The 19,511-nt window shown below is 37.6% G+C and carries 18 protein-coding genes; 11 read left to right on the forward strand and 7 right to left on the reverse strand.

From position 1 onward, the window contains the following. The first annotated feature begins 41 nt into the window (after positions 1-41). Positions 42-476 (forward strand): SMI1/KNR4 family protein, encoded by a 435-nt coding sequence (locus tag HNP38_RS06855; RefSeq protein WP_184186493.1) that lies wholly within the window; start codon positions 42-44, stop codon positions 474-476. A 73-nt stretch (positions 477-549) separates the two neighbouring features. Here the strand turns inward: HNP38_RS06855 and HNP38_RS06860 are convergent, their stop codons facing one another. The 4 genes from HNP38_RS06860 to HNP38_RS06875 form a co-directional block, all read right to left on the reverse strand. Further along, on the reverse strand, positions 550-1,476 hold the full coding sequence (locus HNP38_RS06860; protein ID WP_184186496.1) for a malate dehydrogenase: 927 nt from the start codon (positions 1,474-1,476) through the stop codon (positions 550-552). A gap of 174 nt (positions 1,477-1,650) precedes the next feature. Continuing rightward, positions 1,651-2,205 carry a biliverdin-producing heme oxygenase gene (locus HNP38_RS06865; protein ID WP_184186499.1) on the reverse strand — a complete coding sequence of 185 codons (555 nt, stop codon included), beginning with the start codon at positions 2,203-2,205 and terminating at the stop codon, positions 1,651-1,653. A gap of 15 nt (positions 2,206-2,220) precedes the next feature. Continuing rightward, positions 2,221-4,428: an ATP-binding protein gene (locus tag HNP38_RS06870; protein ID WP_184186516.1), complete on the reverse strand. Its 2,208-nt coding sequence runs from the start codon at positions 4,426-4,428 to the stop codon at positions 2,221-2,223. An 89-nt stretch (positions 4,429-4,517) separates the two neighbouring features. Next, on the reverse strand, positions 4,518-5,531 hold the full coding sequence (locus HNP38_RS06875; protein ID WP_184186519.1) for a nucleoid-associated protein: 1,014 nt from the start codon (positions 5,529-5,531) through the stop codon (positions 4,518-4,520). 131 nt (positions 5,532-5,662) lie between these two features. Here HNP38_RS06875 and HNP38_RS06880 point away from each other — a divergent pair, with 131 nt between their 5' ends. The 5 genes from HNP38_RS06880 (at position 5,663) to HNP38_RS06895 (ending at position 7,814) form a co-directional block, all read left to right on the forward strand. After that, complete coding sequence (locus HNP38_RS06880; RefSeq protein WP_184186522.1) at positions 5,663-6,154, forward strand: phosphoglycerate mutase family protein; 492 nt, start codon at positions 5,663-5,665, stop codon at positions 6,152-6,154. Positions 6,155-6,389: 235 nt separating this feature from the next. Then, positions 6,390-6,746: a hypothetical protein gene (locus HNP38_RS06885; RefSeq protein WP_184186525.1), complete on the forward strand. Its 357-nt coding sequence runs from the start codon at positions 6,390-6,392 to the stop codon at positions 6,744-6,746. 48 nt (positions 6,747-6,794) lie between these two features. Continuing rightward, positions 6,795-6,923, forward strand: coding sequence for a hypothetical protein (locus HNP38_RS18095; RefSeq protein WP_262888904.1), 129 nt, complete (start codon positions 6,795-6,797; stop codon positions 6,921-6,923). A gap of 37 nt (positions 6,924-6,960) precedes the next feature. Further along, a complete protein-coding gene (locus HNP38_RS06890; RefSeq protein WP_184186528.1) occupies positions 6,961-7,359 on the forward strand; it encodes a hypothetical protein in 399 nt (132 codons plus the stop codon). Between the two features lie 167 nt (positions 7,360-7,526). Then, positions 7,527-7,814, forward strand: a complete 288-nt coding sequence (locus tag HNP38_RS06895; protein ID WP_184186531.1) for a hypothetical protein — start codon at positions 7,527-7,529, stop codon at positions 7,812-7,814. A gap of 275 nt (positions 7,815-8,089) precedes the next feature. On the opposite strand, the gene dnaK is transcribed toward HNP38_RS06895, so the two are convergent. Next, on the reverse strand, positions 8,090-10,006 hold the full coding sequence (gene dnaK / locus HNP38_RS06900; RefSeq protein WP_184186546.1) for a molecular chaperone DnaK: 1,917 nt from the start codon (positions 10,004-10,006) through the stop codon (positions 8,090-8,092). Between the two features lie 232 nt (positions 10,007-10,238). Between dnaK and ppk1 the strand changes: the two genes are divergently transcribed. The 4 genes from ppk1 (at position 10,239) to HNP38_RS06920 (ending at position 14,768) form a co-directional block, all read left to right on the forward strand. Further along, on the forward strand, positions 10,239-12,311 hold the full coding sequence (ppk1, locus tag HNP38_RS06905) for a polyphosphate kinase 1 (RefSeq protein WP_184186550.1): 2,073 nt from the start codon (positions 10,239-10,241) through the stop codon (positions 12,309-12,311). After that, entirely contained in the window at positions 12,308-13,192 is an 885-nt protein-coding gene (locus HNP38_RS06910) for an exopolyphosphatase (RefSeq protein ID WP_184186553.1), read from the forward strand. Before ppk1 ends, HNP38_RS06910 begins: the two co-directional genes overlap by 4 nt. 108 nt (positions 13,193-13,300) lie before the next feature. Beyond that, on the forward strand, positions 13,301-13,960 hold the full coding sequence (locus HNP38_RS06915) for an NAD-dependent epimerase/dehydratase family protein (RefSeq protein WP_184186556.1): 660 nt from the start codon (positions 13,301-13,303) through the stop codon (positions 13,958-13,960). 94 nt (positions 13,961-14,054) lie between these two features. Beyond that, positions 14,055-14,768 carry a barstar family protein gene (locus HNP38_RS06920; protein ID WP_184186559.1) on the forward strand — a complete coding sequence of 238 codons (714 nt, stop codon included), beginning with the start codon at positions 14,055-14,057 and terminating at the stop codon, positions 14,766-14,768. Positions 14,769-14,872: 104 nt separating this feature from the next. On the opposite strand, the gene HNP38_RS06925 is transcribed toward HNP38_RS06920, so the two are convergent. Both HNP38_RS06925 and HNP38_RS06930 read right to left on the reverse strand, forming a co-directional pair. Beyond that, complete coding sequence (locus HNP38_RS06925; RefSeq protein WP_121460316.1) at positions 14,873-15,121, reverse strand: NifU family protein; 249 nt, start codon at positions 15,119-15,121, stop codon at positions 14,873-14,875. 38 nt (positions 15,122-15,159) lie between these two features. Next, complete coding sequence (locus HNP38_RS06930) at positions 15,160-16,269, reverse strand: Mrp/NBP35 family ATP-binding protein (protein ID WP_184186562.1); 1,110 nt, start codon at positions 16,267-16,269, stop codon at positions 15,160-15,162. A 126-nt stretch (positions 16,270-16,395) separates the two neighbouring features. Here HNP38_RS06930 and HNP38_RS06935 point away from each other — a divergent pair, with 126 nt between their 5' ends. Further along, complete coding sequence (locus HNP38_RS06935; protein ID WP_184186566.1) at positions 16,396-19,197, forward strand: GH92 family glycosyl hydrolase; 2,802 nt, start codon at positions 16,396-16,398, stop codon at positions 19,195-19,197. The last annotated feature ends 314 nt before the right edge of the window (positions 19,198-19,511 follow it).

Here is a 19,511-nt window from a genome sequence, read left to right on the forward strand (position 1 = left end):
TGAATTTCAAGATACGTCTGTTTTTAAAGTAAAAATATGAAATGAAAGATTTTGAAAATATTCTCATCGAAAATGGCTGGAAAAAACACATAGAAAATTCTGAAAATTCTAGCCTAATTTTCGAAGACATTGAAAAAATGATTGGATTTAAACTTCCTGATGATTATAGTGAGTATGTGCAAAATTTTTATGGAGGCGAAAACTTCATTGGAAATGAATACATCATTCTATGGGATCTAAATGATTTAGTTGAATATAACCAGGATTATGAAATCATTCAAAATCTTAAAAATATAATTGGAATTGGAGGAAATGGTGGTGGAGAGTTTATCGGGATAGAATATTTAAAGGATTCTGAATACAGAATTGTCCTTTGCCCTCTTATAGGCATGAACGAAAAAGATTTTATGGAAATAGGCAGCTCGTTTTCTGATTTTTTAATGCGTCTGCAGTTGGGCAAAAATTGGTTTAAATAATATTTCCTATATATAAAAAAGTTTTGGCGCGGCATTTAGGCCGCGCCAAAACTTTTTTATGTAAGATTCTATCTTAAAACTTCAGATCTCCGTTCACCTCTCTCACCGCTTTCGCAGCTTCGGCAAACTTTGCTTTTTCCTCTTCAGTCAGGGTAATATTTACGATTTTCTCAACACCATTGGCACCGATGATCGCAGGAACCCCTAAACAGATATCGCTTTCTCCGTATTCACCGTCAAGCATTAAAGAACAAGGGATCATTTTCTTCTGGTCGCAGGCAATAGCCTGAACCATTACAGAAACTGCCGCACCCGGTGCATACCATGCTGATGTTCCCAATAACTTGGTAAGAGTAGCACCACCTACTTTAGTTTCTTCAATAACGTATTTTTGTTTTTCTTCATCCAGGAATTCAGTTACAGGAACTCCGTTTCTCGTAGCCTTGCTTAGTAAAGGAAGCATTCCTGTATCACTGTGGGCAGCGATCACCATTCCGTCTACGTCAGAAATCGGGCTCTCCAATGCTTCAGCCAATCTGTATTTGAATCTTGCAGAATCCAGGGCGCCTCCCATTCCGATGATCTTATGTTTTGGAAGCCCTGAAGTTTTGTGTACCAGGTAAGCCATTGTATCCATTGGGTTAGAAACCACAATGATGATCACATCCGGAGAATGTTTTACTAAATTGGCCGTAACTTCCTTTACGATCCCAGCATTGATGCCGATCAGCTCTTCTCTTGTCATCCCCGGTTTTCTCGGAATACCCGAAGTGATAACAGCTACCTGAGAGCCTGCTGTTTTACTGTAGTCTCCTGTTGTTCCGGTAATTTTGGTATCAAAACCGTTCAATGATGCAGTCTGCATCAAATCCATTGCTTTACCTTCGGCAAAACCTTCCTTAATGTCTACTAAAACCACTTCCGAACAGAAGTCTTTCATAGCGATGTATTCTGCACAGCTTGCTCCTACAGCGCCTGCACCTACTACAGTTACTTTCATAATATTTACTTTTTTAATTTTTTAATGGTTATGATGGAACCTTACGGTTTCATTTTCACTATTTTTTGTTGAATTTGTTTTTTGATGCCCAAATTTAATAATTCCTGAAAAGTTGAGCAATTTTTAAGGAATATAATTAAGCACGAAATAAATAATGAAAAAAAACGGAAACATTTAATGAGTATTCAGCAAAAAAGAGTATAATTTCTTAGCACCAGAGAGTACCTTATCATAATTTTCTTCTGCCACTTCCGCATCAAGAATTTCCTTGAAATTTTTCCACATAGAGCCTGTATTTTCCTGGTAGCATCCGAAAAAATGGAAAGTTACCTCATCAAAACCCTCCGTTTTAGAGAGCTGTTTGGCAATCACATTCCCGCCTAAAGTAGAGCCTTCGATCACATACAGCATTCCAAGAGCTTCATACTCATTATCAATATCAAAAGACGAAATAACGGCCGATCCCGGCTCTAAGGACAGGCTTTCAATATCTTTCTCAATGAGGGGAAGCTTTCTCCGCTGTTTAAGATGAAGCTTTTCAGAAAATTTTTCAGAAAGGACATTAAAGATACGGTCTTCCGAATGCTGCAGCATCAGGTAATTGGCATAGACCATCTTTTTATAGTCCTCAAAAGTGAAGGTCTTATTGAAAATTTTTTCAGAATTAAAAAGTTTTTCGGCAGCGTCATGGTATTGCGCTGTATGATGCTTAAGATATTCAGATATCATATTGAAATTGAAGGTTTAAATATCTTCAAATGTAGGTTTTTTGAATGTTAAATAAAAAGATGTTCCCTCTTTGCTGCTTTCATACTCAATATTCCCTCCTATCCTTTTCATAATTCTGTGAACGATGGACAATCCTACTCCGTTTCCCTTAAACTTTTTTGCGTTGTCCATCCTGTTGAAGATCCTGAACATCTTATGTTTTTCTTCTTCCGGAATACCGATCCCATTATCTGAAATTCTGTATGTGACAAAAGATCCATCCTCTATTCCTTCGATCTCTACCCTAGGCTGTTCCTTTTGTGAAGAATATTTTACGGCATTATTGATAATGTTTAAAAAGGCCTGATGCAGCAGAGTTTTATCTGCCAGAACGTTCGGGCATTCTTTAATGATGACCTCACTTTTCGGGCTTTCAAAAGTAATTTTGGCATTTTCGGAGATCTTTTGGATCATCAGATTGGTCTGAAGGCTTTCTAGCTTTATCTCACTGTATTTGGCACGACTTAGCTGTAAAACGTCATGCATCATTTCAGCCATGCTATCAATCTCCTCAATGATGGCGTTGATCTTACTTTTACTCTTTTCCGAACCGTCGGTAAGGCTGTTTAAAAGCATCTGGGCATTCAGCCTCATAACAGTTAAAGGAGTTCCCAGGTCATGGGAGATCGTATAGGAAAAGCTGTCAAGCTCTTCATTCACCTTTTTTAGCTCATCATTAAGCTTTCTGATGATATTATATTGCTTATGGGAAGTCTCCAGGATCACATCGCGGATAGCCTGCACGGCACTTATATTCCTTGAATTCCATCTTTTGGAGTTTCCTTTTATACTTTTGGTGAACAGCCGGAAAGATGTTCTTGGGGAAACGATGTGCTTTTCTATTCCGCCTTGTGAAACTACGGCTATTTCCTTTTCCGGATTTCCGGCCCAGCTGATATGCTCATCGAACTCTTTCCGGAACCATATCAGCATTTCATTCTTATTCCGCTCAATAAAATAGATGATGATTCCTGCCACACTTTCATCCAATCCCAGATCCTCCCCATATTCTTTCAGAAAACTCCGGTTTATATAGATACTTTCGTTCGTATTTTCGTAAGCCCACCGGACTATCTTTTGAATGGTTCCAGATGCAGGGGTGATTCCTTCGGTCACAATATCCTCATCAGAAACAATGGCCAAGCCATCCGCTTCAGGCAAATCTTTGATACTTGTCTTATTTCCTGCCAGAGAATCAAATAAAGAGTTTTGTTTTAAGAATTCTGTTTTTAATTGTGTGGCTTTCTCATTCAGGTCCAGACGGTATTCCAGTTCCTTTTTAGATTTAAATGAAGAATAGGCATTCGAGGCGAGTGCCGTGAAGATTCCGGCCTGCACTCTGTCTTCCAGGTCAATGTGTTTCGGCTCTGAATTCTGGCAGGTTACCAGTCCCCAAAGATAGTCATCAATAATAATGGAAATACTGAAACTTGAAGATGCTCCCGAATTTTTAACATATTGCCCGTGAATAGGCGACATTCCTCGTGAAGCTGTAAAAGTCAGATCTACAGGTTCTTCACTTTTACTCAAAAGCGGAACTGCCTCGGCATACACATTACTAAAGATCCTCTTTCTTTTTTTCATGTAAAGCGCTCTTGCCTGCTTCGGAATATCAGATTCCGGATAGTGCAGCCCCAGATAGCTTTCCATATGTTCGCTTTTCCTTTCGGCAATTACTTTCCCTGAACCGTCCCTCATGAACTTATATACCATCATCCGGTCATAATTCACAGTCCCTGCAAGAATATTCAGTAAATGCTCCCATATTTCCTGTTCATCATCTATGATATAAAAATTATCATATTTATTAGAAATACGTTTGCTAGGATTAGGTACAACTTCTTCAAGCTCTAAAAAAATATGCTTTTTGCTCCTGAAAACGGAGAAGTGGTATTCTTTATCACTGACAAAGATCTTATCAAAATAGGTTTCGTTCTCTCTTTTGGTAAACCGGTGCAAAGAAGTATAAATATCTGACTCGATGATGCTCTGAAAACTTCCCGGAAAATCCGTGATCTTCTTATCGAAAAGCTGTTCTATATTCCCGATATTGAAAATTTCTGTAATATTCCTGCTGAAAAAAGTAATGGAAAATGACTCTGCATCAATGCCAATCAGATATCCAAAACTTTGTATATAACCGGGAATATGGATGGGTTCTTCATGACACTCTACAAAATTCATACTATTCTTATATCTACCAAATATAACGAATTTTTTAAAGTTTTATGATGATTGAGCCAAGTTTAGATTCCGCAAAATATCAAAAAAGCTTATGCTTCTTTATCAAAATAGAGCATATAATATTTCCCTTTTTCATCCTGCCCCTGTGCAAGCATCTGCCGGTCTCCGTGGATATAAATATGGAAGTTCTTGTCTAGTTTAATAATGCTTTTGAAATGCCTTTGTGTTTTCTTTACAGCCGTTTCATTGATCGGGAATTCTTCGGCAATATTGATCTGCATATCCTGCTCGTAGTCTGTTTTGAAATTCACAAAACTTTCGATCACATGCTCATCACCCAATACTTCATTGGTAAACTCATCCAGATTGAACTGTTCTTTTTCTTTAAAGAAGTTGATAGACTTATTTAAAAAATCCGCCTGATCTGCCCTTGATACTTCAAATTCCTGCGGAAGCTGTTTTGTAATATAATCCTTATAAACCATAAGGGCCTCCTGGGTATGGAAATACTCATCATCACGCTGCTTCACTTTCAGGAAATCCTCAAACCAGTAGTACATATCCCCATTTTTGTTGTTATCCACTACAGAAAGGACATAACCGCTTTCTTTGTTATTATTATAGATCAAAGCTGCCTTATCAATTTTGGATAATCCGATCCCCAAGTCTTTTTCCAATTCAAAGGTTTCATTTTTAGGGAATATCTTTAGGAATGATTCTCTTTTTTCGGTTTTGAAAATCCCGATCTTATCCACTTTTTCAGCTCCTTCCCCATCGCCTTCAAAATACACAATAAACAATTCACCGCCTTGCACTCTCGGATTTTCTGCCGCTTCAAAAAGGTGCTTGGCAATATTTTCAGATTCCCACAGGAATTTGGCCTTGTCATCAAAAATTTCGGACACAGCACTGTAAACAGGATTATTAACCAAATAAGAATCACTGTAAAACTGATAGGTTTCTTCCGTCTTAAAGGCGCCTAAAAAATAGTTTTCAAGCAGTTCCGCCATCCCCTCATCCAGCTGTAATTCTTCCTGAGAAAGGATCAAAGATTCCCCGTTGATTTTATTTCCTACCCTGTGAACTATAATTTTTGAAAACATTTTCGATTTTTTTGAGGGGACAAATATAGCAGTAAACTTCAAAGACAGCAAGAGATAAACCCTGTATTTCAGTTTAAGATATAATTCCTATTTTAGTCTCTGTAAGAATCAAACTTAAGGCATCCTATACAATGAAAAAACTGATCTTTATTTTTTTATTAATTCTTTCCTGTACCATGCAGTCTCAGCAAACTCATATTTATATTGTAAGACATGCAGAAAAAGATATTTCCGATAAGACCAATACCAATCCTGATCTTAGCAAGCCCGGAAAACAAAGAGCTGAAAAACTGCTCTCGGTATTGAAGAAAGTAAAGTTTTCAGCTGCTTACTCTACTCCTTATAAAAGGACTCAACAAACCCTGAAACCCATAGCAGAATATAATGCCGTTGAAATCACTGATTATGATCCTAAAAACAATCAGCAACTGGCTGAAGAGATCCTGAATATATATTCCGGTAAAAATGTCATTATCGCAGGACATTCCAATACCATCCTCGAAATGGTGAAAGCATTTGGAGCAAAGAAACCTTTTGAGGAGATCTCTGAGGATGATTATTCCAACCTTTTCCATATAATTATTGAAAAAGATAAAGTAAATCTTGAATCTTCAAAATATTAAATGATATAGGGTATTTTTAAACCTTTCTGTGGCTTTTGTGGTTAATAATTCCCACTTAAAAATTCGGAAAAAGTTTATGTAAGTATCTCGTTTTGATAATGATCCTTATCATTTTGACACTACTTTTATTCATAAACTGATTAAAAAAAACACATAACAAACTTATTTACAATAATTTATAAAAACTTATTTTTGAAGGAATAGGATTGGTATGTCTCTTCTAAAATCAGAAAAAATGAATTATAGACAGGCTGTTCAGGAAATCACAAAAATATTTCCTGAGATAGAGAATGAGCTGCAAGAAAACAAAACCCGAAATTCTTACAATGTCATCCGGACGTTTACCAATCACATAAACAAAATGATTTTGGGAAACAGGAAAAAACAATTATTCAAAAGCATGAAGATGATGAATGATCTGTATAAAAACGGTGATGCCTCTCTCAGAAATGCCATAGAGAATACTTTTATCTATTCACTGGACAACTGCACCGTATTTTGCAGCAAGGAGTACAGAAAAGTGGTTTTTAATCTTATTTCCTTTGATCTGCAGAAGATCTACCTGAAACAGATTTACAGACATGGCATGTAAAACTTTTATTACATTTTTCAACACGTTCATTACAAAAATCAGAACATTATGAGATCTAAAATCAGAAAAAAAATTGACTGGAAACAATGGGAAACATCCAATTCCAGGCACCATATGGAAATACTGGCAACTCACATTGCCGTCATTATCGGTGTATTTATTTTTAGTTTGGTATAATTTTAGCGGCAATAAAACAGTTTGAAAAGTATTAATTATGATGAACGGACAAATGAGAACTATTAATCAAAAAATAGCTACAGAATATTTAAAATTTTTCTATCCGCCACTTCGAAATGAGATCATTCAACTGTCAGCGCAAAATAATTTCGCAGGGATCATTCAGGCAACCATCAATTACTTAAAGGATCTGCTGGAGGAATCCAGGATCAATATTATTGCCCACCATATCAAACTGATGGACTGGCTGTACAGGAACGGAAATTCCTATGTAAAAGGCATGATCGAAAATCTTTTTGTAAGGTCATTTGAAAGCTTTAAAAAGCATGCTAAGCTTCAGCACTGGAATCTTCTTTATGAATATATGCCTGTAAAGTTTCAGGAAATCTATCTGGAACAGCAGAAGAAGGATGAAATATTCTTTGGTAAGAACTAATTTTGAAAAAAAAACAAAAGCTCTCTGATAAATAATTCAGAGAGTTTTTTATATTTAATGCATGAAAATAAGGGTTACTTTTATAATTCTCCTCTATGCAATTCTCATGAATGCTCAGATCTCAGAGAAGGTGAAAGAATTAGCCAAACCATTAGACACTGTTTCTTATGCTGAATCATCCCATGTTGGGGTGGGGAGGTGAAGAAAGCAAAATTTATAATTATTTTAAAAAATTATCTGAAACTGCCAGTAATGATGAGCTTTATTTCTTTGCCAGACATGGAAGTAATTCATTAAGAATATATTCCAGTGAAGAACTTCTCAGAAGAAATGATAAAAGATTTTTAAACATTTATAAGTTTTATTCTGAAGATCCCCTATTTATAACTTACCATATGGGATGCAACGGATCAAGAAAAGATATGACTCAATTATTAAAAAATGAGATTTTTTAATAAGACAGGTTTTTGCCTTTATTAAGGGATGGAAAGCTCAAAAGAACGACAATACATGGGAAAAAGAAGATCTGAATAAACTAGAACGGAAATATAAAAATATTACCCAAACTGATCTGGATTTCTATGAAAAAGAGATGAAAAAAATTGATAAAACCTATGTTTACAGAAAATTACAAATTATAGAAGAATACAAAAAGATTCAGATTGAATAAAAAAGAATTCCCCGGGCTTCGCCCGGGGAATTCTTTTTTATTCATCAGTCTAAGACTGTATTATTTCACTTCTTCAAAGTCTGCATCCTGCACATCTTCGCTTCCGGCACCAGCACCACCAGTATTCTGCTGAGCTCCGGCATCAGCACCCTGAGCCTGCTGCCCTGCTGCATACAACTCTTCTGAAGCCGCCATCCATGCTGCGTCCAAAGCTTCTGTTTTAGCTTTCACATCATCGGAATTCTTAGCTTCGAAAGCTGTTTTAAGTTCAGCTGCCGCAATTTCAATCGCTGCTTTTTTATCAGCAGAAAGTTTGTCTCCAAACTCTTTCAATTGTTTCTCCGTTTGGAAGATTAATCCGTCAGCTTTATTGAAGATCTCAACCTCTTCTTTTTTCTTCGCATCGGCAGAAGCATTTTCCTGGGCCTCTTTCTTCATTTTTTCGATCTCCTCATCTGAAAGTCCTGAAGATGCCTGAATCTTGATAGACTGTTCTTTTCCTGTTCCTTTATCTTTTGCAGATACGTGAAGGATACCGTTCGCGTCAATATCGAAAGTTACTTCGATCTGAGGAACCCCTCTTGGTGCAGGTGGAATATCTGTTAAATCAAATCTTCCGATCTCCTTGTTATCATTGAACATTGGTCTTTCTCCCTGTCCTACTCTGATGCTTACAGCCGGCTGGTTATCGGATGCCGTAGAGAATACTTCAGATTTTTTAGTCGGGATTGTAGTATTGGCTTCGATCAGCTTAGTAAATACAGAACCCATTGTTTCAATACCTAAAGAAAGCGGGGTAACGTCAAGAAGCAATACATCTTTTACGTCTCCTGTTAAAACTCCACCCTGAATAGCAGCACCTATTGCTACTACTTCATCAGGATTCACTCCTTTTGAAGGGGATTTTCCGAAGAATTTTTCTACAGCTTCCTGGATAGCCGGGATTCTGGTAGAACCTCCTACAAGGATGATTTCATCAATATCAGAAACACTCATTCCTGCATTCTTAAGGGCAGATTTACAAGGCTCTATCGTTCTTTGGATAAGACTATGGGCCAATTGCTCAAATTTAGCTCTGGTCAAAGTCTTCACAAGGTGCTTAGGGCCTGTGGCCGTAGCTGTAATATAAGGAAGGTTGATCTCTGTCTGTTGAGAAGAGGATAACTCTATTTTAGCTTTTTCAGCCGCTTCTTTCAATCTTTGAAGAGCGATTGCGTCAGATTTCAAATCTACTCCTTCCTCAGCCTTGAACTCATCAGCCATCCAGTCGATGATCACATTATCAAAGTCATCTCCTCCCAAGTGCGTATCCCCATCTGTAGCTTTTACCTCGAAGGAATCATTGCCATCTACTTCATACAATTCAAGAACGGAAACGTCATGGGTACCACCACCGCAGTCGAAAACCACAATGTTCATATCTTTTTTACCCACTTTATCCAATCCGTAAGCCAAAGCTGCAGCAGTAGGCTCATTGATAATTCTTTCTACTTTAAGTCCTGCAATTTCTCCAGCCTCCTTAGTAGCCTGTCTTTGTGCATCATTAAAATAAGCCGGCACAGTAATTACCGCTCTGGTCACTTCCTGTCCAAGGTAATCTTCAGCCGTTTTCTTCATTTTCTGAAGGATCATGGCAGAAATTTCCTGAGGAGTATATTCTCTGTCGTCAATTTTTACTTTTACGGTATCATTCGGGCCGCTTACCACTTCATAAGGCACTCTTGAAATTTCAGAGGCATCATCTTTAAAATGAGTACCAATAAATCTTTTGATAGAATATACGGTCTTCCTTGGATTCGTTACAGCCTGTCTTTTTGCAGGATCCCCTACTTTTCTTTCTCCATCTTCCGTGAATGCTACAATAGAAGGTGTAGTCCTTTTCCCTTCTGCATTAGGAATAACTACAGGGTCTTTACCCTCCATTACAGCAACACAAGAGTTGGTAGTTCCTAAGTCAATTCCAATTATTTTACTCATAATATTGTATATTTTTTCTAATTTTTAATTTTAATTTACACTCTCAAATTCTCAATATTTGTACCATAGAGAAATATCTGACAAATTGACACACTCTCCGGTATAACCAATAAATTCACGATTTAAACGGTGATAGATAGTGACAAAGTTTAAAAATTAATCAAAGTTTAACCTGATGCATTGGCCATAGAAGGTTTTGAATTACTATTTTTGATAAATTTTATCATTTTATATGTCATTACAATTCAATCCCAGGGATATTACATGGTTAGCTTTTAATGAAAGAGTATTGCAGGAAGCAATGGATGAAAAGGTTCCCCTTCATTTACGGATCCGCTTTCTCGGGATTTTCTCCAATAATTTAGATGAGTTCTTCAGGGTACGTGTTGCAGGATTAAAGCGGGCTATGGATTTCAAGGAAAAAGTAATTGCCGAGTCCTTTTACCAGACACCTTCCAAAATATTACAGAGAATTAATGATATTGTGATCAGGCAGCAGCAAAATTTTGATAAGACCTGGAAAAAAATTCAGGTTGAAATGGCAGATGAAAAGGTCTTTATTAAAACCTCCAAAAACCTGACAGGAAAACAAAAGGAGTTTGTAAGAAATTATTTTGATGAAGTGGTGGAATCCAATGTTATTCCCATCCTTCTTCATGATAACACACCTATGCCCTATTTAAGGGATAAAAGCCTTTATCTGGGTGTAGCCATGAGAAAAAAAGACTGGCAGTACCAAAGCAATTATGCGATTATAGAAATTCCTTCACGCTTCGTAGGACGGTTTGTATTACTGCCTACCGAAGATCCCGAAGAAAAAAACGTCATGCTGCTGGAAGATGTCATTACATTTAACCTTCCCCATATTTTCTCCTATTTCGGGTATGATGAATTTTCTGCCAATGCTTTTAAGGTGACAAAAGATGCCGAACTGAATCTCGATAATGACATCAAAACCAATTTTGCCGAGAAAATAGAAAAAGGGATAAAAAACCGAAGAAAAGGAAAACCTACACGTTTTGTTTTTGATAAGGATATGGATAAAGCATTATTAGAACTGCTTATCCGCAAACTGAACCTGACCAAAAAAGACAGCATAATTCCGGGAGGTAAAATTCATAATTTCAAGCATTTTATGGATTTTCCTGATGTTTTTGAAACCTATGAAAGGCCTGAGGAAAGAACTTCCTTCTCACACCCCGCATTTGAAAACGGGGAAAGGGTAACGGATGTCATCTTAAAAGACGATGTACTGCTTACTTTTCCCTATCATAAATACAATCCTGTTATCGACCTGCTACGCGAAGCTGCAATGGACCCCGATGTAAAGTCAATCCAGATCACAGCTTATCGTTTAGCAGGCAGCTCAAAGATCATCAATGCATTGGTATATGCCGCCAGAAATGGCAAAGAAGTAACCGTCATGCTGGAACTTCAGGCAAGATTTGATGAAGAATCTAACCTTGAATGGAAAGATACGCTGGAAGCAGAAGGAATTAATGTTTTGATAGGGATTCCCAACAAAAAGGTTCACGCCAAACTCTGTATTATCAAAAAAAGAGCCCATAACAAGACTATTCAGTATGGCTTTATAAGTACCGGAAATTTTAATGAAAAAACGGCCAGAGTATATGGAGATCATCTGCTGATGACTGCTGACCGGGGCATTATGGCAGATATCAATAAGGTGTTCAATGTTTTGAAAAAGCCTAAGGATGATTATTTACCTGTCCTGAAAACCTGTAAAAGCTTATTGGTATGCCCCCAGTTCATGCGTGAAAAAATAGTTCACCATATTGACCGGGAGATTGAAGAGGCCAAAGCCGGCAGAAAAGCTGAAATGATCGTCAAGGTTAATTCGTTAAGCGACCGGGCCGTCATTACAAAGCTATATGATGCAGCCAAAGCAGGAGTGGTCATACGGCTGATCGTGCGGGGAATTTATTGTGCCGTCAATCAAAAGGATTTTAAAGAAAAAATAAAAGCCGTCAGCATTGTGGATGAATATCTGGAACATGCAAGGGTGATCTATTTTTATAACAGGGGTTCCGAAGATATGTATATTTCCTCAGCAGACTGGATGACGAGAAACCTGGATTACAGGATTGAAGCAGCCGCCAAAATCACGGACAAAAATCTGAAAAAAGAGTTAAAGGATATTCTTGACATTCAACTGAAAGACAATGTAAAAGCAAGGATACTGGACAAAAAACTGAGCAACGAATATGTAAAAAATGACAAAAAGGAATGCCGTTCTCAGATTGAAATTTATAAATATTTAAAAGCTAAAACAAGTACGAAATGAAGATCGCTGCCATAGACATAGGAAGTAATGCCGCAAGACTTTTGATCAATGAAGTAAAGATCAATAACAGAAAACCCGAATTCATCAAGCTTAATCTTCTAAGGATTCCCTTACGGCTGGGAATGGACGTTTTTACCCTTGGAAAGATAGGGGAAGAAAGGGAAAAAATGGTGATTGATTCCATGAAAATCTTCAGTGATCTGATGAAAATCTATAAAGTAGAGCATTACAGGGCCTGCGCGACGAGTGCCATGCGTGATGCCGCCAACGGACAGGATATCATCAGAGAAGTAAAGAAAGCTTCCGGGATCGATATTGAGATCATCTCAGGAGATGAAGAAGCCACTTTGGTATATGAAAACCATGTTGCCGAGGGACTGGATAAAGAATTTTCTTACCTGTATGTAGACGTGGGTGGCGGTTCTACCGAACTTACCTTCTATGAAAACGGTAAAATGAAATATGAGAAGTCATTCAATATCGGAACCATCCGTTTGCTGAACAACCTGGTAACCCTTGACAACTGGAAGGAGATGAAAGAGGAGATAAAAGATAATATCGTAAGCAAAAAACCCATTGTTGCTATTGGTTCAGGAGGGAACATCAATAAAGTGTTCTCCATGAGCAAAACCAAAGACGGAAAACCCATGTCATTATCCCATCTTAAAAAGGTGTATAAAGAATTTAACGCCCTTACCGTAGAAGAAAGAATGACAAAATATAATCTGAGAGAAGACAGAGCCGATGTTTTGGTGCACGCTTTGAAAATTTATAACAATGTGATGGCATGGGCAGATATCAGCAGGATATTTGTTCCTAAAATCTCTGTAGCAGACGGTCTTATACACAATATTTACAGTCAGTTGAAGAATAAAAAATAAACTTTCAATTGATAATTTTTAAAAGTCAACTGCATTTTTGTAGTTGGCTTTATCTTTTTTAAAGTAAATTAAAGGCATCAATCGTCATGCTATTATTAATTATAAAAAATGAACCCTAACCCAATCAAAATAATCCTCACTGGAGCTACCGGAATGGTAGGTGAAGGCGTATTAATGGAATGCCTTGATAACCAGGGTGTTTCAGAAGTCTTAAGCATAGGCAGGAAACCCTCGGGAAAGAAGCATCCTAAATTAAAAGAATATATGGTCCCGGATTTCCTGAAAATTGATGGAAATGATGAAAATTTAAAAGGATATGATGCCTGTTTTTTCTGCGCAGGGATCAGCAGTGTGGGAATGAGTGAAGAAGATTATACCAGAATCACTTATGATACCACTCTGCATTTTGCCAAAGCTGTTTTACATCAAAATCGGGAAATGGTTTTCAATTATGTTTCAGGAGCCCATACCGACAGTACGGAAAGCGGAAAGCTGATGTGGGCCCGTGTAAAAGGAAAGACAGAGAACGATTTAAAAAAACTCGGTTTTAAAGCAGCTTATAATTTCCGTCCCGGATTTATGAAACCTGTAGACGGACAGATCAATGTCAAATGGTTTTTTAGGCCTTTCATCTGGTTTTTCCCTATTCTGCTACCTTCAAAATCATTGACCTTACATCAGGTCGGGCAGGCCATGATCAATGCGGTGAAGAAAGGATATCCGACTTCTACTCTGGAGATCCGGGATATTAAAAATTTAGCACAATAATAACAATTGTGAAAAGGATCTTTTGGGAAGAATCTGTTACTGCACTGAAAATGATCCAAGGAATTAAAAATATGAATAATTAAGAATTGTAGTTATGTTTGCATTCGCCATTGATACATTACATGAGCCACAAATCATTGCTTATATTGAGAATGTAAAAAATCTGGAAAGCATTAAAACAAATCTTGGTTATCGGGAATTAAGGCTCATCAATGTTGATAATATTCAAAGTTTAAAATCTGCAATAGAAAAAGCTACTAAAAAGTATGAAAACAATGGTTTTATTTATATGCTGGATGAAAACAAATCAATTTTAACCGGAACTTTCGTCAGTAATATTAAAGTAATCAAATCTTCAAAAACTAATATCCATCTGAGTGGTAATGTCTGGCATCATCCTAAGGGATATCATAAATCTTGGGAACTGAAAATCAATAACCAAATGAGCGAAAAGAATATCTGGAAAGACCTTAGAAAAGATGAATTACAAGGCTGGCTGGTTTATGCATTACATACTATGAAAATAACTTCCGCAAAAGAAAATATTAAAATTCAAATTGACGGGAATGATTTTCACAATTTAGATGAGTTTTTCTGTACAATTGGTGAAGAAGTGAATGGCATAGGAGGTTATTTTGGACGAAATTTGTATGCTTTACATGATTGCATGAGGGGTGATTTTGGGATAAAATCTATTTCAGAGTTAACCTGGCAAAATCATGAAAGAAGTAAAAAACTTTTTAAAGCCAGATTTAATAAAATACTTAAGATTTTTGAGGAATATAAGACCGATGTTATATTAAAATAAGTTTCGGGTGGCGGGAAGCTTCGCTTCCCGCCACCCGAAACCCTCAAACAACAAAAAAGACAGGCCAAAAACCTGTCTTAAAAAAATATATCTTTTGCTATTTTTTACTCTACACTGATCACTTTCTCAATTTCCGGAGCGTGCTGTTTAATAGTATTTTCAACCCCCAGTTTCAGTGTTGAAAAATTCAATGAGCATCCGGAGCAATTCCCCAAAAGCTTTACAAAAACCTGATTATCCTTCACATCAATAAGCTCAATGTCTCCGCCGTCTTTATTCAGGAATGGGCGTATGCTGTCCAGAGCTTCCATTACTCTTGTTACGGTATCTTCGTGTGTTATATTTGTTTCCATATTTTTTTAGTTCAATTCGGTTTTTGAAATTAATTGAATTATTGTTTAGCTTTGGGTGAGCATCCTGCCATTGTGGTGATCTTTACCGCTTCAGTCGGAGGAAGATGTTTATTTCTTTCCACAAGGCTTTCTACCATTCTTTTAGCCGTTTCTGTATAGATCTCTGTTATTTTGGAATTCTCCTGCAAAGCAGCCGGCCTCCCTACGTCTCCTGCTTCTCTGATGCTTTGTATCAACGGAATTTCTCCCAATACAGGAATTCCCAGATCCTCTGCCAGATATTGTGCCCCCTGATTCCCAAAGATATAATATTTATTATCAGGCAGTTCTTCCGGTGTAAAATACGCCATATTTTCGATTAATCCAAGAACCGGTATATTAATACTTTCCATCTGGAACATTGCAATTCCTTTCCTTACATCTGCCAGAGCTACGTGCTGAGGTGTACTTACGATCACCGCTCCTGTTACGGGAACTTCCTGGATAATGGATAAATGAATATCTCCCGTTCCCGGAGGCAGGTCGATCAGTAAAAAATCAAGTTCTCCCCATGCTGCATCCCTGATCATCTGATTCAATGCTTTTGAAGCCATAGGCCCTCTCCATACGACCGCCTGGTTAGCTCCTGAAAAATATCCTATCGAAAGCATTTTCACCCCATAATTTTCAACAGGCTTCATTAAGTTCTTTCCGTTGACCTCTACTGAGACCGGCTTCTGCCCTTCCGTATCGAACATGGTAGGAACAGACGGCCCGTAGATGTCAGCATCCAATAGTCCCACCTTAAAACCCATTTTAGCCAGAGTGACCGCCATATTGGCAGATACCGTAGATTTCCCAACTCCTCCTTTTCCGGAAGCGATGGCAATAATATTCTGAATACCGGGAATTTGTTTTCCTTTGATCTGACTTTGCTGAATTTCACTGGGTTCCGGAGAAACGATTTTCAGTTTCAAATGTACATCCTCTCCAAACTCACTGGCAAAAGCCTGCTTCATGGCAGCTTCCAGTTTCTTTTTTTCATGCATGGCAGGAGAATGAGCGGTCATATCAATATATACATCATTACCCATAATCTGCAGATTGTTCACCAAATCATCAACTTCTATCTCTTTAAGGAAATCCTGAACCTTTTCTTTCGTCAACATAAATTATATAAAATTGTCTACAAATTTACGGAAATTTTAGCTATTTAGAATAAGTAAACACAATCATAGACAAATTCTTTTTCAGGAGTAAATTTTATAGTATTTTTAAGGAATTTTAATTTGAAAATGAAAAAAGTATTTATCGTTCTTTTAGTGATTATTGCTCATAATCTGTTTTCTCAAAATTATTCACAATATGTAAACCCATTTATAGGAACCGGAGGCCACGGCCACACCTTTCCCGGGGCTATCGTTCCCTTTGGAATGGTACAGCTTTCTCCGGATACAAGGATTGACGGAAGCTGGGACGGATGCAGCGGTTACCATTATTCGGACTCTGTGATCTATGGTTTTTCCCATACCCATCTCAACGGTACCGGGGTTTCCGATTATGGGGACATTATGCTGATGCCTACTATGGGAGATCCAAACCTCAGTAATAAAGACTATTCTTCAAAATTTTCACATAAGAACGAAAAAGCAACAGCAGGATTTTACGCTGTTAAATTAGATAAACATAATATTGATGTACGTCTCACGACAACAAAAAGAGTAGGCTATCATGAATACACTTTCAACAATTCCGGAAATGCCAATATCATCCTAGATCTTAACCATAGGGATAAATTACTGGAAGGCGAAGTAAAGATTGTTGATCCTAAAACCATTGAAGTTTTCAGGAGAAGTGAAGCCTGGGCAACCAACCAGTACATCTACTCAAGAATTGAGTTTTCAAAACCCATGAAAATTTCAAAGAAAGAGGTAAACGGAAAACAGGAAGATCAGCTTTATACAGGAACCCGGCTGGCCTTAGCTTTTTCAGCTTCTGTTAAAAAAGGAGAAAAGATTAGTATCAAAGTTGCCGTTTCACCCACAGGCTATGAAGGTGCTGCAAAAAACATGCTGGCTGAAGGCACATCCGATAATTTTGAAGCCGTAAGGAAACAAGCTGTAGAAGACTGGAATAAAGAACTTTCAAAAATTGAGGTAAAATCCGGTGATAAAGATAAACTGACCGTTTTTTATACCGCACTCTACCATGTTTTTACCCAGCCGAATATCAATATGGATGTAGACGGAAGATACAGAGGCAGAGATAATAAACTCCATATGGCCGATGATTTCGGGTATTATTCGGTTTTCTCACTTTGGGACACTTTCAGAGCTGCTCATCCTTTAATGACTTTGATCGACAGAAAAAGAACAGCTGATTTCATCAATACCTTTATTAAACAATATGAACAGGGCGGAAAGCTTCCGGTCTGGGAACTGGCCTCCAATGAGACAGAATGTATGATCGGTTATCATTCGGTTTCCGTAATTGCGGATGCCATGGCAAAAGGGATCACCGGATTTGATTATGAAAAGGCTTTTGAAGCTTCAAAAAACTCGGCCATGCTGGATATCTTCGGATTAAATGCTTATAAAAATAATAATTACATCAGTATTGACGATGAGCACGAAAGTGTTTCAAAGACAGTGGAATATGCTTACGATGACTGGTGCATAGCTCAAATGGCTAAAATTCTGGGTAAGAAAGAAGACTACCAGTATTTTATGAAACGTTCCCAAAACTGGAAAAATCTTTACAATCCTAAGAACGGCTTTATGCAGCCCAGAAAAAATGGGAACTGGCACGAACCTTTTGACCCGAGAGAGGTCAATAACAATTATACGGAAGGTAATTCATGGCATTACTCCTATTCCGTTCAGCAGGATATTCCGGGACTGATCCAGGCGCACGGGGGTAAAGAAAAATTTGAACAGTTTATTGATGCTATTTTCTCAGCTCCTGACCAAACCACCGGCAGAGAACAGGTGGATATTACCGGCCTGATGGGACAATATGCGCAGGGAAATGAACCCAGCCATCACATTGCTTACCTCTATAATTTTGTAGACAAGCCTCAGAAAACAGAAGAAAAAATTAAATATATTCTCGATAACTTCTATAAAAATGCTCCGGACGGCCTCATCGGGAATGAAGATTGCGGGCAGATGAGCGCCTGGTATGTTTTAAGCGCTATGGGAATTTATTCCGTAACTCCTGGAAAACCGGAATGGGAAACAGTAACACCTTATTTTGATGAGATCAGGCTTCATCTGGAAAACGGAACTACAAAAGTTATCACCAAAAACACCAGCAAAGCCGACCTTAAAAAACTTGGTTTTGAAAATATAAAACCTGCAAAAGATATTAAGTACGATGAGCTGACCGCTTCTCCGGTAATTGCAGCAGACAGGTTGTTTGATTTTTCTACAAAAGTGGAGATCACTCCCCTTAATGATAAAGATAAAATTTTTTATATGACTTTGGATGAAGGGGATGCCAATGTAAGAAAAACTTTTACGGCTTATAAAGGCCCATTCGCTATTTATAAAACCACCCAGGTTCATGCCTATGCTGAAAGAAATGGTGAGAAAAGCTCTGTTACGGTTGCTAACTTCAACAGAAGGCCTAATCATTGGGATATTACCGTAAATTCAACCGTAAATCCCCAATATACTGCAGGAGGTAAATTTGCCCTTATCGATGGCATCAACGGGGATGTGAACTGGAGAAAAGGAGAATGGCACGGCTATCAGGGACAGAATTTCGAGGTTATTATTGACCTTAAATCTCCCCAGCAGTTTACCCATTTGTCTTCTACCTATCTTCAGGACAATAGGGCATGGATACTAATGCCTAAAAAAGTGGAATATTATGCCTCAATGGATGGCAAAAGTTATATTCTTCTTAAAACTGTAGAAAACACCATAGATCCTAAAGACGAGAAAATGCAGATCAAAGATTTTGCAGCGGAAGTCCTTCCGACCGAAGCCCGCTATGTGAAGGTAAAAGCATATTATTTCGGGAAACTCCCGGAGTGGCATCAGGGTGCAGGCGGTGAGGCCTATATATTTATTGATGAAGTTTCAGTAAAGTAATACTAATACAATAAATAGGATATTAAAACTGCTTAAAATTTTTATAACAACCTCATTTAAACATATGATTTTATTTTAGGACATCATTCTAAGAAAGCAATGTTTTACAGGTAAAATCTTTCCTGAGGAGTACGTTTAGCCATCCATTCCTGGCGGAGATTCCCTTACTTTCTTCCTTCTTCAAAATGTACCTTACTCCTTTTTCTTATTTTTTAATACTTCTTCTTATATTCATTCTGCAGTTACATAATTCAGATAATGACAAGATAGTTTAAAAAGATTTAGATGAGCGTTTTAATTTCCCATGGAAATAC

Origin of the sequence: Chryseobacterium defluvii (genome assembly GCF_014204415.1) — a bacterium.
Lineage (GTDB): Bacteria > Bacteroidota > Bacteroidia > Flavobacteriales > Weeksellaceae > Chryseobacterium > Chryseobacterium defluvii_A.

Coding starts and splice junctions, on each gene's coding strand:
- HNP38_RS06855 (WP_184186493.1), top strand. CDS start 42: ATGAAAGATTTTGAAAATATTCTCATCGAAAATGGCTGGAAAAAACAC.
- HNP38_RS06860 (WP_184186496.1), bottom strand. CDS start 1,476: ATGAAAGTAACTGTAGTAGGTGCAGGCGCTGTAGGAGCAAGCTGTGCA.
- HNP38_RS06865 (WP_184186499.1), bottom strand. CDS start 2,205: ATGATATCTGAATATCTTAAGCATCATACAGCGCAATACCATGACGCT.
- HNP38_RS06870 (WP_184186516.1), bottom strand. CDS start 4,428: ATGAATTTTGTAGAGTGTCATGAAGAACCCATCCATATTCCCGGTTAT.
- HNP38_RS06875 (WP_184186519.1), bottom strand. CDS start 5,531: ATGTTTTCAAAAATTATAGTTCACAGGGTAGGAAATAAAATCAACGGG.
- HNP38_RS06880 (WP_184186522.1), top strand. CDS start 5,663: ATGAAAAAACTGATCTTTATTTTTTTATTAATTCTTTCCTGTACCATG.
- HNP38_RS06885 (WP_184186525.1), top strand. CDS start 6,390: ATGAATTATAGACAGGCTGTTCAGGAAATCACAAAAATATTTCCTGAG.
- HNP38_RS18095 (WP_262888904.1), top strand. CDS start 6,795: ATGAGATCTAAAATCAGAAAAAAAATTGACTGGAAACAATGGGAAACA.
- HNP38_RS06890 (WP_184186528.1), top strand. CDS start 6,961: ATGATGAACGGACAAATGAGAACTATTAATCAAAAAATAGCTACAGAA.
- HNP38_RS06895 (WP_184186531.1), top strand. CDS start 7,527: ATGCTGAATCATCCCATGTTGGGGTGGGGAGGTGAAGAAAGCAAAATT.
- dnaK (WP_184186546.1), bottom strand. CDS start 10,006: ATGAGTAAAATAATTGGAATTGACTTAGGAACTACCAACTCTTGTGTT.
- ppk1 (WP_184186550.1), top strand. CDS start 10,239: ATGTCATTACAATTCAATCCCAGGGATATTACATGGTTAGCTTTTAAT.
- HNP38_RS06910 (WP_184186553.1), top strand. CDS start 12,308: ATGAAGATCGCTGCCATAGACATAGGAAGTAATGCCGCAAGACTTTTG.
- HNP38_RS06915 (WP_184186556.1), top strand. CDS start 13,301: ATGAACCCTAACCCAATCAAAATAATCCTCACTGGAGCTACCGGAATG.
- HNP38_RS06920 (WP_184186559.1), top strand. CDS start 14,055: ATGTTTGCATTCGCCATTGATACATTACATGAGCCACAAATCATTGCT.
- HNP38_RS06925 (WP_121460316.1), bottom strand. CDS start 15,121: ATGGAAACAAATATAACACACGAAGATACCGTAACAAGAGTAATGGAA.
- HNP38_RS06930 (WP_184186562.1), bottom strand. CDS start 16,269: ATGTTGACGAAAGAAAAGGTTCAGGATTTCCTTAAAGAGATAGAAGTT.
- HNP38_RS06935 (WP_184186566.1), top strand. CDS start 16,396: ATGAAAAAAGTATTTATCGTTCTTTTAGTGATTATTGCTCATAATCTG.